Source organism: Chitinophaga jiangningensis (assembly GCF_900142605.1).
Taxonomy (GTDB): Bacteria; Bacteroidota; Bacteroidia; order Chitinophagales; family Chitinophagaceae; genus Chitinophaga; species Chitinophaga jiangningensis.
Genome location: NZ_FRBL01000001.1, coordinates 883,316 through 896,293, shown reverse-complemented (window position 1 = coordinate 896,293; position 12,978 = coordinate 883,316). Strand labels below are relative to the sequence as shown.

Annotated in this window: 11 protein-coding genes; 6 read left to right on the top strand and 5 right to left on the bottom strand. The window is 46.0% G+C overall.

What is annotated here, in order from left to right; genetic code table 11:
* Positions 1–116: 116 nt before the first annotated feature.
* Complete coding sequence (locus BUB18_RS03725; protein ID WP_073078477.1) at positions 117–908, top strand: sulfite exporter TauE/SafE family protein; 792 nt, start codon at positions 117–119, stop codon at positions 906–908.
* A gap of 3 nt (positions 909–911) precedes the next feature.
* Here BUB18_RS03725 and BUB18_RS03720 read toward each other — a convergent pair whose 3' ends face one another.
* Both BUB18_RS03720 and BUB18_RS03715 read right to left on the bottom strand, forming a co-directional pair.
* Positions 912–1,268, bottom strand: coding sequence for an MmcQ/YjbR family DNA-binding protein (locus BUB18_RS03720; protein WP_073078110.1), 357 nt, complete (start codon positions 1,266–1,268; stop codon positions 912–914).
* A 331-nt stretch (positions 1,269–1,599) separates the two neighbouring features.
* Positions 1,600–2,109: a hypothetical protein gene (locus BUB18_RS03715; RefSeq protein ID WP_073078108.1), complete on the bottom strand. Its 510-nt coding sequence runs from the start codon at positions 2,107–2,109 to the stop codon at positions 1,600–1,602.
* A gap of 179 nt (positions 2,110–2,288) precedes the next feature.
* On the opposite strand from BUB18_RS03715, the gene BUB18_RS03710 reads away from it, so the two are divergent.
* Positions 2,289–3,077, top strand: a complete 789-nt coding sequence (locus BUB18_RS03710) for a DUF4382 domain-containing protein (RefSeq protein ID WP_073078106.1) — start codon at positions 2,289–2,291, stop codon at positions 3,075–3,077.
* 97 nt (positions 3,078–3,174) lie between these two features.
* Here BUB18_RS03710 and BUB18_RS03705 read toward each other — a convergent pair whose 3' ends face one another.
* The 3 genes from BUB18_RS03705 to BUB18_RS03695 form a co-directional block, all read right to left on the bottom strand.
* Positions 3,175–3,771, bottom strand: coding sequence for a hypothetical protein (locus BUB18_RS03705; RefSeq protein WP_143159813.1), 597 nt, complete (start codon positions 3,769–3,771; stop codon positions 3,175–3,177).
* 161 nt (positions 3,772–3,932) lie between these two features.
* Positions 3,933–5,705 carry a DUF885 domain-containing protein gene (locus BUB18_RS03700; RefSeq protein WP_073078103.1) on the bottom strand — a complete coding sequence of 591 codons (1,773 nt, stop codon included), beginning with the start codon at positions 5,703–5,705 and terminating at the stop codon, positions 3,933–3,935.
* A gap of 105 nt (positions 5,706–5,810) precedes the next feature.
* Positions 5,811–7,187 carry a 3-keto-disaccharide hydrolase gene (locus BUB18_RS03695; protein WP_073078101.1) on the bottom strand — a complete coding sequence of 459 codons (1,377 nt, stop codon included), beginning with the start codon at positions 7,185–7,187 and terminating at the stop codon, positions 5,811–5,813.
* Positions 7,188–7,361: 174 nt separating this feature from the next.
* Between BUB18_RS03695 and BUB18_RS03690 the strand changes: the two genes are divergently transcribed.
* The 4 genes from BUB18_RS03690 to BUB18_RS03675 all read left to right on the top strand — a co-directional run bounded on the left by BUB18_RS03690 (position 7,362) and on the right by BUB18_RS03675 (position 12,924).
* A complete protein-coding gene (locus tag BUB18_RS03690; protein WP_073078099.1) occupies positions 7,362–7,943 on the top strand; it encodes a DJ-1/PfpI family protein in 582 nt (193 codons plus the stop codon).
* Positions 7,944–8,106: 163 nt separating this feature from the next.
* On the top strand, positions 8,107–8,988 hold the full coding sequence (gene atpG / locus BUB18_RS03685) for an ATP synthase F1 subunit gamma (RefSeq protein WP_073078098.1): 882 nt from the start codon (positions 8,107–8,109) through the stop codon (positions 8,986–8,988).
* 123 nt (positions 8,989–9,111) lie between these two features.
* On the top strand, positions 9,112–10,335 hold the full coding sequence (gene scpB / locus BUB18_RS03680; RefSeq protein ID WP_073078096.1) for an SMC-Scp complex subunit ScpB: 1,224 nt from the start codon (positions 9,112–9,114) through the stop codon (positions 10,333–10,335).
* Positions 10,336–10,548: 213 nt separating this feature from the next.
* The gene (locus BUB18_RS03675; RefSeq protein ID WP_073078094.1) at positions 10,549–12,924 is read left to right on the top strand and encodes an ABC transporter permease; all 2,376 of its coding nucleotides are present in this window, start codon (positions 10,549–10,551) and stop codon (positions 12,922–12,924) included.
* The last annotated feature ends 54 nt before the right edge of the window (positions 12,925–12,978 follow it).

Here is a 12,978-nt window from a genome sequence, read left to right as displayed (position 1 = left end):
AATAAATAGTTATTGCCCATAACTTTTAGTTATTGCTTTTATTTCTTTAAGGAATGTGGTTGGCCTACATTTGTAGTACCTGTAATTTTATTTTTAAGCGAACCAACCACCATATTTTGGAATTTTTGTTACAACAAACGCAGTACCTGCCGGTATTGATTATTGGCCTTATTGTAGGTTATCTTTCCGGCTTGCTTGGCAAAGGAGGCAGTGCGATTAGTACACCGGCGCTGCAGATTTTTGCAGGCGTTAATCCGTTTTTTGCGCTGGCGTCACCACTGCCGGCATCTATTACCAGTACACTTTCTGCTACCGCTGTATACCGCAAGGAAAAGTTATTTAATGCAAGGGTTATTTTACTCAGCGCGGGAATGGCCGTGCCGGCCACTATAGCGGGCTCGTGGTGCAGTAGTTACCTGCCGGGAAAAACGTTGATGATATTGACAGCTGTGTTTATCATGGGCATTGGCATCTCCCTGTTATATTCCTTTTTGAAAAAGAAAAACACGGAAGAAGATACAGTGGTGGCAGCAGAAGATGTGCCTGCGGTAAAACTGTTGGGAGCCGCTATGGGTATTGGATTGCTGGCAGGCTTACTAGCCAATGCCGGTGGTATATTGTTTAGTACTTTCTTTATTAAAAAACTCAAAATGCCCATCAAACAGGCACTGGCCTGTGCGGTGGTATTGTCCGCCATACTTTCTGTACCGGGAGCACTTACGCATTGGTGGTTAGGGCATATCGACTGGAATATCGCGTTACTGTTATCGCTGACCGCTTTTCCTGCTTCTTACCTCGGTGCCAAAACTGCGGTGAAAATGAAAACGCCTGCGCTGGAAAAATTATTCGCCATCACACTGATCATATTCGGTGTGTACGATATCTTCTTTACCATTTTCGGGAAATAACCATTATGCACTTGCGTGATGGTTTTGTATAAGTTGTTGTTCAGCTGCTGGTAAAGAGTTGAACACCAGTTCATATGCCTTTTGCAGGTATTGTTCCAACTCTGTATCTGGCAGGGTGTCGTCCTGCTTGAGCTGTACCCAGTGATAACGGGCCAGGTGCGGCGCCGGCACAATGCCCGGCTTGCAGATCAGCTTGTGAAACTGTGCAGGCTGACATTTAAAAGAAATCCTATGGGGTTCATCCATAGAAAGCATTGCAAATAATTTTTCTCCTACGAACAAACGCAGTTCATTGTCCCACTTCACTTCGGTGGTAACGGCTGGTAAAGCACGGCAAAACGCCAGGGTATTGTCAAACATAGCAGCAGGTTTAAAACTCCATAAAATAGTTAATCAGTTTGTCATAACGGACTTAAAGGCTAACGAAAAACCACATATGTAAATAAGTTACATATGCGCGTGATCACCCCTGAAACGAATTCATCAGGAGTTATTTGTCAAGATTCAGGTAAATAGATTGGAACTGCGTTATAAAAATACGAAATAATATCTCTAAAAATCAAGGTTAGGGAAATCTTCAGAAATTTTTAATGCACCCACACCATTTCCACCCTGGTGCGTAGGACTAAAGTGAAAAACAAAAGGGACCAAAGCCGCATGGCCCTGATCCCTTTTGCTGTATACTTTTAAATTATCTGTGTCCGTGACCATTACCATGGCCCTTTCCATTTTTGCCTTTATTGCCCTTTCCGTTATTCCCGTGATTACCATTGTTTCCCTTATTGCCCTTTCCGTTTACCTTGTAATACTTCGGATCATCACTATCGCGGATAATTACCTGCTTACCATAATGGTTTTTATACTTTCCATATTTACCCCGGTAATAGTCAGGCCTTGTCCATGGATCCCTGTCATTCACCACTACCTTGTATCCACGGTATACGTCGTAATGATAACTGGCTGGTAAAGCATTGGCGAAAACCCATTTATTCCCGTGCAGGTACACATACTGGCGCTGAGGAATAGAGTAATACGCATCTATGTCAGGAAAATAATAATAGTTTGCATAATCATAGCCTACCGGCCCCCAAATCGGCTGACTTCCAATATTCACGTTAATGTTCACCTGTGCACTGGCAGTACGGGCTGAAAATACGCCCAATGAAAAAAACATGACCAGGAAGAATAATCCTTTTTTCATAAGTTTTTCGTTTTAATGAACTTATGCTAAAACAATGCCAGCCATTATTTGGTTCGGGGTTCATATATACATATGATTTTTAATATTCAGTGGAAAAAAACAAGTTTTATATTATTTTTACGTGCCATATAATAAAGGCATAAATTTTGTTAAAACTCTGTTCTAAATTAACCGTACACATGAAGAACCGTTTCACGGCCGCCCTGACGGCCCTCGCCGCAACTGTATTACTGTTTAGTTCCTGCTCAAAGAATGAGGATAGCAAATCAGGCACTACCAAATTCAGCGTTTACCTGACTGATGCTCCATCGCCATACGATGAAGTGAACGTAGACATTCAGGACGTAATGGTAAATTCTACCTCCGATACTGCCAGCGGATGGCAGTCGCTCCACATCATTAAACCAGGTATTTACAACCTGCTTGATTTCAGCAATGGTATCGATACCCTGCTGGCTTCTTATGATATTCCTGCTGGTAAAATTTCACAGGTTCGCCTGGTGCTGGGAAGCAACAACAGCGTGGTAATCGGTGGCAGCAGCTTTCCACTGGAAACACCTTCTGCGCAGCAGTCTGGTCTGAAACTGAATGTACATGCCGACCTCGTAGCCGGCGTGGAATACCGCCTCTGGCTCGATTTCGATGCTAACAGATCTGTGGTTACTACCGGAAGCGGCAAGTATATCCTGAAACCGGTAATCCGCACTTATACAGAAGCTACCAGCGGTTCTATCGCCGGTATCGTTCTGCCGCCATTATCTGCTAAAGGCGTATTCATCCTGCAAAATGCTGATACAATTGCCGCTGCAATTCCTGACGCTACCGGTGCATTCCTGGTGGCCGGGTTAAATGCCGGTGCATATAATGTTGCCGTAGCTGGTAATGGTATCTTAAAAGATACTACCTTGCTGGGTGTAAATGTAACTGTAGGTAAGGTAACCACCGTAGGTACGGTGACTTTACACTAAAGTTGGTTATTTCGAGTTTTATAAAGATCACTCACTTATCGAAAAAGGCCACTCCGTCCTGGAGTGGCCTTTTATCTTATGTCAGCGTCGTACTTCCTTATTTATCTCTCCGGTGATCCCTGCGGTCATCGTCCCTTCTGTTGTCATGTCCGTTGCGGCGGTCGTTATCCCACCTATCGTTACGGTCATTCCGGTTGTCCCTGCCCTGATTAATTCTCCAGCTGCTGTTATGATTACGGTTATCGTGATCATCTGCAAAATAACGTCTGTCATTGTCCCGGTAATCCCGGCGTACCTGTACATATCTTACATCCCTGCTATTGCGGATAAGCGGCTGTCTGTCATAATAACCCTTGTACCTGCCGTAAGTATTACGGTAATAATCCGCCCGGCGGAACGGATCACGCTCATTTACCACTACTTTATAACACCTGTCAATATCGTAATGATAATAAGCCGGTAATGCGGAGGCATATATCCACCTGTTGCGCTCCTGGTAAATAAACTGGCGGTTAGGTACATCGTAGTAAGCATCTACATCCGGCAGGTAATAGTATTGCACATAATCATAGCCTGTGGGCCCCCACAGTGGCTGACTGCCTATGTTGATATTCACACGCACCTGGGCAAAACTTTTGTTGATGCTAACGCCTGCTATCATTGCTGCTATAAGTAAAATTGTTGCCTTTTTCATATACTATCGGTTTGACTTACATAATACCAAAGCAATGCCAGCAATTGTTATCCCGGTAGTTAAAGGTTAAACGTTTTTGCAGTCGTATCTATTTGATTTATAGAGAGATATGATTTCCATTATGGAGAGATTTTTTCGTAAAATCTCTCCATAAAATTCTGTTAAAATGATTTTGACCACCTTTCCATTTTCAGATCAAGAACGGAAAGCGGTACGCAACCGTCTTTTAATAATTCATCGTGGAAAGAAGAAAGCTGGAACTTATTCCCTAATTCTTTCGTGTATTTATTGCGCAGATCACGGATCTTGATTTCACCTATTTTGTAGGAGAGAGCCTGCCCCGGAATGGCCATGTAGCGCTCGATTTCAGCGGTTACCTCCTGCTCGGAAACAGGTTCGTTATCGAGCATGTATTTGATCGCCTGCTCGCGGGTCCAGCCTTTGGTATGGAGTCCTACGTCCACGACTAAACGAATCGCCCGATGAATTTCATCACTCAGTCGCCCGAAGTACATATAAGGATTGGTGTACAATCCCAGTTCCTTACCCAGGCTTTCGCAATAAAGTGCATATCCTTCGCCATAGGAACCGATCCAGGCAAAGCGGCGGAATTTAGGCAGGGAGTCGTTTTCCTGCTGCAATGAAAACTGGAAGTGATGGCCTGGAATGGCTTCATGGAGGAACAGGCATTCCATGCCTACATAGCTAAATTTGGTGGCATCGAGGATGGGCACGTAGAATACGCCGGGGCGGCTGCCATCCGGGCTTCCAGGCTGATATTCCGCGCTGGCAGAAGCAGCACGGAATGCTTCCGTTTGGCGGATTTCGAATTTTGTTTTAGGGAGATGGCCATACATTTTTTTCACTCCGGGCATAATTTTATTTTCAATGGCCTTGAAGGAATCAAGTACTGCCTGCGGTGTCCGGAAGATGCGGAACTGTTTATCGTTTCTTACAAACTCAAAGAAAGCGGGGAGGTCGCCCTGGAACCCGGTGCTGTTCTTGATCTGCTCCATTTCCCCGCGAATGCGTGCTACTTCCTGCTCACCGAGTGCAAATATTTCATCTGGTGTTTTAGCGGTGGTAGTCCAGTATTTTATAAGGTAGCTGTAGTAGGCTTTGCCATCCGGTACGCCGTTGATGCCGCTGGTGGCGCGGGCTTTAGGCAGGTATTCCGTTTCCAGGAACTGCTGCAGCTTAGCGTACGAAGGAATGATGTAATCGTTTACTGTAGCGGTATAATCCAGCACCAGCTGGGCTCTTTCGGTACCGGTAATAGTATCTGGAATAGATTTCAGCGGTGCGAAATAAATATTGGATGAGTCTTTTTGCGCCAGGGCGGCCATCTGCGGGATGGTTTTCACCACGAGTGCCTGTGGCAGCAGATAACCGGTAGCCATGCCCCTTTTCATGTTTGCAATGGCGGTATCGGTCCACACTGCAAAGCGCTGCATACGGTGAATGAAGTTTTTATAATCCTTCAGGGATTTAAATGGCTGTGCGGCACTGCCGGAGCCGAGTTGCGCCAGCGTAAGCGGCAGGCAGGTAAACTGCTGCACCGGCATCAGGTTATCATGAAAGGTAAATCCTTCGCGGGTAATGGCCAGCTCCCTGGTCAGCATATCGTAGGTAATGCGGTCGTTGCTGCTGAGCACATTGGTGTCGATGCCGGCCAGCTCCTGTTGAAAACGTACGCAGAAGGAGTCTACGCGGAGGCGCCATTCATCGCTGATGTCGATGGCGAGTTCGCCGTTATATTTGTCTTCTCCGTTGAAGGTGGATTGGATAGGGTTAAAGGCCATGTTTTCCTCATAATACCGGGAGGCAATGGCCTTTAGTTTTTCGGCTGTTTCCTCGCGGCCGGCCCGCTTACAGGAAGCGGCACATAATACGGCGAGGGCGATCAGGCCTGCTTTGTACTTAGATATGCGCATAAGAAGTGTTTAGACGATATTAAATCTAACTAAAAAAAGAAAGCATTCCGAAGAATCGGAATGCTTATTTAGAACAGTGAACAATGAAAAAAAAGATGAATATTTTTATTTGAGAGTTTTAATTCTTAAGCTCCTGTAGGATACCTCGTTGCCGTGATCCTGGAGAAGTAAGCGACCTTCCGGCCACAGACCAAAGTTATTCCAATTTTTGTATTTGCTGATAGCTACCAGGTCTTTGAAAGCCTGAGAGCCTCTTTCGTATTCCAACACCTTAAAACCGTTCAACCAATGCTCAACGTGGTTATTTGGATACACAATTATACGACCTTTGTTCCATTCTCCAATGGGTAGCAGGGCACGTTTTTCCTGTTTTCTTGTCATGAGATCGTAAAGTGACGCCAGTGTGCGGTTTCCGTCCCTTCCCAATTTGGCGTCAGGATGGGTTTCGTCGTCCAGTACCTGGTATTCCAGCCCGATGGCAGATTTCCCTTTGGTGTCATATGACTCTTTTACGAAGTATTTCACGCCGGAGTTGGCTCCTTTGGTCAATTTAAATTCAAATTCCACTTCGAAGGCGCTGTATTCCTTTTCGGTAACGATATCGCCGCCGCTGCCCATCTCGTCGCCATTGCTGTTGTGGATGGTCATGGTACCGTCGTTATAAGTCCAGCCTTTGTCAGGGAAGCCTTTCTGGTTGTAGCCTCTCCATCCTTTGGAGGATTTACCGTCCCACAGCAGCTGGAAACCATTTTTTTTCTGCTGGGCGGATACGGTGTTTACCACATTGTTTACCACATATATATTATCATAGGGGGAATATTGGGATGGAGAAGGGTTTTCGATGATGCGGACATTACGCCATCTGATATCTTTGCCGGCGTCGGCACCGTCTTTACCGATGGAGTGTACCTGCAGGGCGATGAAGCCTTTAGGCAGGGCCGTATCCACCAGGTGGGCGGTAGCTACACCATTTACCCAGGTACGGATTTCGTTGCCGCGGCACTCAATACGGTATTTGTTCCAGTCGGTTTTTTTGAAGGCATTTTGTCCGCCAGGGTTGTATTCCATTGGATACTGCCATCCGCGGCGTCCTTCTTCATAAATACCACCGCTCCATTTACGGTCAGACGGGTCAATTTCCATCTGGTAACCGAATACGCGGCCGTTATTATAGTCGGGGCGGCTCTGGCTGCGGAACTGAATACCAGAGTTAAATTCCTTGTCCAGTTTAAATTCCAGCTCCAGGATGAAGTCGCCATAATCCTTTTCAGTTGCCAGGAAGGAGTTTGGGGTATTTACCACGGTAGTACCCACGATTTCGCCGTTACGGGCGGTGTAGATTGCCTTACCACCCAGCTGTTTCCAGCCTTTAAGATCTTTTCCGTTAAAAAGGTCCTGCCATCCGGATTTCGAGGCTTTCTGAGCCTGCAGCGCACCCGTTAGGAGTAACACACTGCCACATACTAATAATATCTTTTTCATAACTAATTCTGGAATGAGAGACCCAAAATATAAAATGATCCTGACTTTTACAACCGATTGCAACCGGCTTTTTTATAAAGATGTTAAATCTGCTGGTGAACGGAAATAAGGCTGGGTGAAATTTACTATCTTCAAAAGGTCATTTTTAAAATTCTTACAAAAACTCAATAAACCATGGCACAAAAGAAAATACTACTGCTTACCGGCGATTATGCAGAGGATTATGAAACGATGGTACCCTTCCAGATGCTCCAGATGATTGGTCATGAAGTGCATGCTGTATGTCCGGATAAGGCGGCAGGGGACAAGATAAAAACGGCGATTCACGATTTTGAGGGGGACCAGACCTACAGTGAGAAGCCGGGGCATGGTTTTGTGCTGAATGCAACTTTTAACGACGTGGCGGGGGCCGATTATGATGCATTGGTGATTGCTGGTGGCCGTGCGCCGGAGTACCTGCGGCTCAACAAAAATGTACTTGAGCTGGTGAAACACTTTTTTACAAATGATAAGCCGGTGGCTGCCGTATGCCATGGTATCCAGATATTAACAGCGGCGGATGTAGTTCGTGGCCGCAAACTTACAGCATATCCTGCGGTAGCACCGGAGGTAACAGCGGCTGGTGGCACTTATGTAAATGTGAATGTAACCGAAACTGTGGTGGACGGGAAGCTGGTGACAGCACCAGCCTGGCCGGCCCATCATACCTGGATCGCGGCATTTTTGCAGGTGTTGGGTACTACCATCACCCTATAATAAAATTTTATCTACAACAAATTGATTATCAATTGTGTAAATAAAATTTAAATTATCTCTTTGCGGATTTTCAAATTAAGGTTGCAATGCTTACCTTTGCAGCCAAATTCGGGGGCAGACCTTGGATTTTACTCATTTGTAATTCGTAATCGATTTTAATTATATGTCCGGACAACTTAAAGAAGTTCGTAACCGAATCAAATCTATTCAATCTGGTCAGCAGATCACCAAAGCCATGAAAATGGTAAGTGCTGCGAAGTTGAAACGTGCCCAGGATGCTATTTTGTTAATGCGTCCTTATGCACTGAAACTGCAGGAAATGTTACAAAATATTGTAACCAACAGCGAAGGTAACATCAATACCCCGCTGGCGGCTCAACGTGAGATTGAAAAAGTGCTGATCGTTGTAATTACTTCCGACAGGGGTCTGTGCGGGGCTTTCAACTCCAACCTGATTAAAGCTGCAAAACGTACCATTCGTGAGAAGTACGCTGAACAATTTGAGAAAGGAAATGTTGAAATCATGCCTATCGGTAAGAAAGGCTATGAGCACTTCCTGAATAACGGCTATAAAGTTGATAACCGTTTCTGGCAAATGTTCGGTAGTCTGACCTTCGAACACGTGAAAGAGGCTGCTGAAGTTGCGATGACTGGCTTTATCGATGGTACCTACGATGCGGTGGAAATTGTGTACAGCGAATTTAAAAATGCAGCTGTACAGGAATATGTGACTGAGCAGTTCCTGCCGATCGCTAAAATTGACCAGGATGATAACGGGCTGAAAGCAGATTATATCTTCGAACCAGAGAAAGATGTACTGATTGCAGAGCTGATGCCTAAAATCCTGAACACACAGTTCTTTAAAGCTATCCTGGATTCACACGCCTCCGAACACGGTGCCCGTATGACTGCTATGGATAAGGCAACTGAAAACGCCGCTGAATTGCTGCGCAATCTGAAAATCTCCTATAACCGTGCACGTCAGGCAGCCATTACCACCGAGCTCACCGAGATCGTTAGTGGTGCCGCCGCACTCGCTGGTTGATAAGATTTCAGCGTTATTCAAAGTTTATCAGCAACTGAATAATAAATTTTTCAGAAAAGGGTCAAAGACGGTATTTTCGGTCTTTGACCTTTTTCTTATAACCGCCACCCGTACAATAATTTTATGGAAATATCTCAGATCATTCCGCACGTGGAAGCACTCATTTTTGCTGCCGACAGGCCACTGCCCGCGCTGGAAATCCTGGATTTATTGAACAATGCACTGGCATTCCTGGAAGATCGCGCAACCCTGGATCAGGTGGAAGCCGCCATTGAAGCCATTAAAGAAAAGTATAGCTCGGAGTTTTACGCGTTTGAAGTAAGAAGCAGTGGTGGTGGCTATCAGTTTCTTACCAAAAAAGATTATTATCAAACAGTGGCCCAGCTGAACGGCGACAAGTTCCTCAAACGATTGTCGACCGCCGCACTGGAAACACTCGCTATCATCGCTTACCGCCAGCCCATTTCCAAGGGTGAAATCGAATATATCCGCGGCGTAAGTACCGATTACTCTATCCAGAAACTACTGGAAAAAGAACTGATCGTAATCAGCGGCCGCAGCGAAGACCTGCCGGGAAAACCACTGCTCTATGCAGTGTCACGCACATTTATGGACTATTTCGGCATCAACTCCCCCGCCGATCTGCCAAAACTCAAAGAACTCTTCGATGAGGAAATGGTACAACCTACCCTCATCAATGATGAAACCGCCACCATCGGCCGCGGCGACCGTACAGAAGCCGTGGTGAACGGGCATACCATGATGGTGTCTGAAGATGGTGAACTCCTCGATCCGGATCACCAGCTCGACGACCTCAACACCACCAGCCCACGCTCCGATTTCCACCTCATGTCGGACGAAGAAGAAAATATTCCCGCCTCCGAAGATGAAGAAGCCGAACCAGATGATGAAATCATCCATTTCGATAGCTTCCTCCGCCAGGCCGAAGAAGAGGAACGCGATGGCGCCTCCGAAGATGAAGACGCAGAACCGGATGATGAAATTATTCGGGATAGCTTTGATGAAGAAGATGTAACAGCATCTCAGGAGGAAGCGGAGGAGGAAGAGGAGGAAGAAGATGACGATGATAATGATGATGAAGAGGAGGAAGGAGATGAGGATAATGATGATAATGAGGATGAGGAAGAAGATGATGACGATGATGTTGATGAGGATGATGATGACGACGATGACGACGATGATGATGAGGATGATGAGGATGATGAGGAGGAGGAAGACGATGACGAGGACGAAGAACAGGGCCTGGAAGACGATCAGGACAACCTGGATGACTTCCCTGGCACAGATACGGACGACGCAGATGAAAATGACCTTGATAAAAAATAAAGTCTAACGGGGACGAATACACGCCCTGTTGAAACTAAAAACAACACAGCCGGTTGCACAGCAACCGGCTGTGTTGTTTCCCCTGAATCCGGACACCCTACCGTCCTAATCCGGACATTTGCAAAACTGATTCTCTATTGAATAATTTGACATTCAATGCCTTAAGATTTTGGTCTGCTTTTAGGTAGGTGTCGACCATAAATACCACCTTTCATGCTGAAAAACTATTTTAAAATAGCGTTCCGGAATCTCCTTAAACATAAGGTGTATACAGTCATTAACATTGCCGGTCTGGCTTCCGGCATCGTTACGGTATTGCTCATTGGTTTCTGGATGGTGGATGAATGGAGTTACAACAAACAGTTTAATAACTATCCAAGGATTGCGCAGCTCTATCAGCGGACCACCGCCAATGGCAGCATAGGGGTAGGTAATAATATGCCCTTTCCGATGGCAGCTACACTGCGCAGCGATTATGGCAGCTATTTCCAGCAGGTGGCCCTCGCCACCTGGGATCAGACGCATGTACTCACTGTAGGTAATAAACATCTCAGTAACACTGGTATTTATTGCGAGCAGGGATTACCCGATATGCTACAGGTACAGGTAACCGGCAGTAAAGACCTCTCAGACCCCAATAGCATCCTGCTGGCAGCATCCACAGCTAAAGCCTGTTTCGGGCACGAAGATCCGCTGAATAAAACCATGATAGTGGATGGCGATCAGCCCGCGAAAGTAACAGGTGTTTACCCTGATTTCCCTTCCAGCAGTGCATTTGCAGGGGTGAAATTCATCATGCCCTGGCAAAAATATGCCAGTTTACAACAGCTTGAACTGAGCGATAATCCCTGGCGTGCCAACTCCAACAGGGTGTTTGTGCAGATTGCTCCCAATACCACCATGGAACAGGTGTCAGCGGTTATCAAAGATGTGAAGTACAACCATGTGCGTGCAGAAGAGAAAATTTTTCATGCAGAAGTATTCCTGCATCCTATGGGGAAATGGCATCTTTATAACGAGTTTTCCAACGGCGTTAATAGCGGCGGCCAGATCCAATACCTCTGGCTATTGGGTATCAGCGGCTTTTTCATCTTACTACTGGCCTGCATTAATTTCATGAACCTGAGTACGGCAAGGTCAGAGACAAGGGCCAGGGAAGTAGGTGTGCGCAAGGCTATAGGTTCCCGCCGCCGGCAACTGATCCTTCAGTTTTTTATAGAGGCCCTGCTGCTTACCACCATCACTATGGTGCTGTCAATATTGGTGATACAGGCACTATTGCCGGTTTTCAATAGTATTAGTTATAAAGAGATAGTAATGCCATGGAGTAGTGGTTATTTCTGGGGTTTTACAGTAGTTTTTAGCGTAGGCGTTGCCTTACTGGCGGGAAGCTATCCTGCCATGTATCTCTCTTCCTTCAGGCCTATAAATGTATTGAAAGGTACCTTCCGGGCTGGAAAAGCCGCCATTGGCCCAAGAAAAGTGCTGATCGTTACGCAGTTCACCATTGCGATGGTACTGCTGATCGCCACGCTGGTAGTTTACAGACAGGTAAAGCTGGGCGCAGAGCGGCCTTTAGGCTACAATAGCAATGGACTGATTACCGTACAGGTGCACACCAATGTATTGCATACTCATTTTGAGCTGTTAAAACGCAGGCTGCTGGAATCCAATGCAGCCGTGGCCACAGCGGAAGCCTGGAGTCCTGTTACTTCGGTATGGAATACAAACAGCGGCTTTCACTGGCCTGGCAAAAATGAATCAGTGGCACTGGATTTCCCTAACGAAGGCGTTTCCCACGATTATGGTAAAACGGTAGGCTGGCAGTTTGTGGCCGGCAGGGATTTTTCAAAAGCTTATGCCAGCGACTCCAACGCATTTGTGATTAACGAAATGGCGGCAAAGTATATGGGACTGAAGGAAACCGTCGGTGCCGTGGTTACGTGGGACAACGAAGCCTATCATATCATAGGCGTTGTGAAAGATGTAGTAGCAGAGTCACCTTTCGAGCCCGTCCGGCCTGCATTTTATCATATATCAAATGATCCGGGTACCCAGATCCTGGTGCGAATAAACCCGGAAATGAGCGTAAGTACAGCCATGGCAAAAGTTGAATCCATTTTTAAGGAAGTGAACCCTAACGATTCATTTGATTACAGTTTCGTAGACCGGGATTACCAGGTAAAATTTGGGGCAGAACAACGCTTTTGTAAGTTGGTAGGGATATTTTCCTGCCTGGCAATATTTATCTGCGCTATTGGCCTGTACGGTATGGCGGCTTATATGGTGGAGCAGCGTACCAAAGAAATGGGCATCCGAAGAGTATTAGGCGCCAGTATTTTTAGTATATGGCGGTTATTGTCCGGTGATTTTGCAGCATTACTTCTGATAGCAACACCGCTGGCTTTCGCAGCTGCTTATTATTTTATGCACAACTGGCTGCTGAATTATAGCTATAGAACCGCCATGGCCTGGTGGATGTTCGGCATTTCTGCGGTAGTAACTATAACGCTATCCCTCATTGCGGTAAGCTTACAGGTACTCCGGGCTGCATCACAGCAACCACTGAAAAGTCTGAAATCAGAATAATTAAGAAAAGCAGGACTGGCTGGGTCCTGCTTTTTCCAATCTCCTTCGGGCATT

Bases quoted from the DNA above. Each gene is read 5' to 3' on its own strand.
- BUB18_RS03720 (WP_073078110.1), bottom strand. From the start codon at position 1,268: ATGTTTGACAATACCCTGGCGTTTTGCCGTGCTTTACCAGCCGTTACC.
- BUB18_RS03715 (WP_073078108.1), bottom strand. From the start codon at position 2,109: ATGAAAAAAGGATTATTCTTCCTGGTCATGTTTTTTTCATTGGGCGTA.
- BUB18_RS03710 (WP_073078106.1), top strand. From the start codon at position 2,289: ATGAAGAACCGTTTCACGGCCGCCCTGACGGCCCTCGCCGCAACTGTA.
- BUB18_RS03705 (WP_143159813.1), bottom strand. From the start codon at position 3,771: ATGAAAAAGGCAACAATTTTACTTATAGCAGCAATGATAGCAGGCGTT.
- BUB18_RS03700 (WP_073078103.1), bottom strand. From the start codon at position 5,705: ATGCGCATATCTAAGTACAAAGCAGGCCTGATCGCCCTCGCCGTATTA.
- BUB18_RS03695 (WP_073078101.1), bottom strand. From the start codon at position 7,187: ATGAAAAAGATATTATTAGTATGTGGCAGTGTGTTACTCCTAACGGGT.
- BUB18_RS03690 (WP_073078099.1), top strand. From the start codon at position 7,362: ATGGCACAAAAGAAAATACTACTGCTTACCGGCGATTATGCAGAGGAT.
- atpG (WP_073078098.1), top strand. From the start codon at position 8,107: ATGTCCGGACAACTTAAAGAAGTTCGTAACCGAATCAAATCTATTCAA.
- scpB (WP_073078096.1), top strand. From the start codon at position 9,112: ATGGAAATATCTCAGATCATTCCGCACGTGGAAGCACTCATTTTTGCT.
- BUB18_RS03675 (WP_073078094.1), top strand. From the start codon at position 10,549: ATGCTGAAAAACTATTTTAAAATAGCGTTCCGGAATCTCCTTAAACAT.